The sequence below is a fragment of the Morganella sp. HSTU-ASny43 genome (genome assembly GCF_022819185.1).
Classification (GTDB): Bacteria; Pseudomonadota; Gammaproteobacteria; order Enterobacterales; family Enterobacteriaceae; genus Morganella; species Morganella morganii.
This window is the reverse complement of record NZ_WSPG01000094.1, coordinates 1-396: the sequence shown is the minus strand read 5'-3', so window position 1 is coordinate 396 and position 396 is coordinate 1. Positions and strand designations below refer to the sequence as shown.

Genomic DNA, 396 nt, shown 5'->3' with positions numbered 1-396 from the left:
TTCCTCCATAGTTCAGTCGGTAGAACGGCGGACTGTTAATCCGTATGTCGCTGGTTCAAGTCCAGCTGGAGGAGCCAAATTTAAAAGCCTGCTCACTGAGCAGGCTTTTTTCATTTCTGCTGTTCTTCTTTTTCCGCACGGCTTCTGATGAATTCCCTGAGGGTGAAAATCCGGATTTATACCTGTTAACCCCGTGATTTTGATGATTATTCCGCCGGAATGCTCATAAGTACGGCAAACAGATCACAATCTCTGATTTTCGCTTTGACAATCCGTTCTGACCACATTACTATGCACCCCGTTCTCACAGAGAACACGCTTCCTCCATAGTTCAGTCGGTAGAACGGCGGACTGTTAATCCGTATGTCGCTGGTTCAAGTCCAGCTGGAGGAGCCA

2 tRNA genes are annotated in these 396 nt (G+C 47.5%); both read left to right on the top strand.

Annotated features, from left to right (window positions below):
- Position 1: 1 nt before the first annotated feature.
- Positions 2 to 77 (top strand) — tRNA-Asn (locus GN208_RS17945).
- A gap of 243 nt (positions 78 to 320) precedes the next feature.
- Positions 321 to 396 (top strand) — tRNA-Asn (locus tag GN208_RS17940).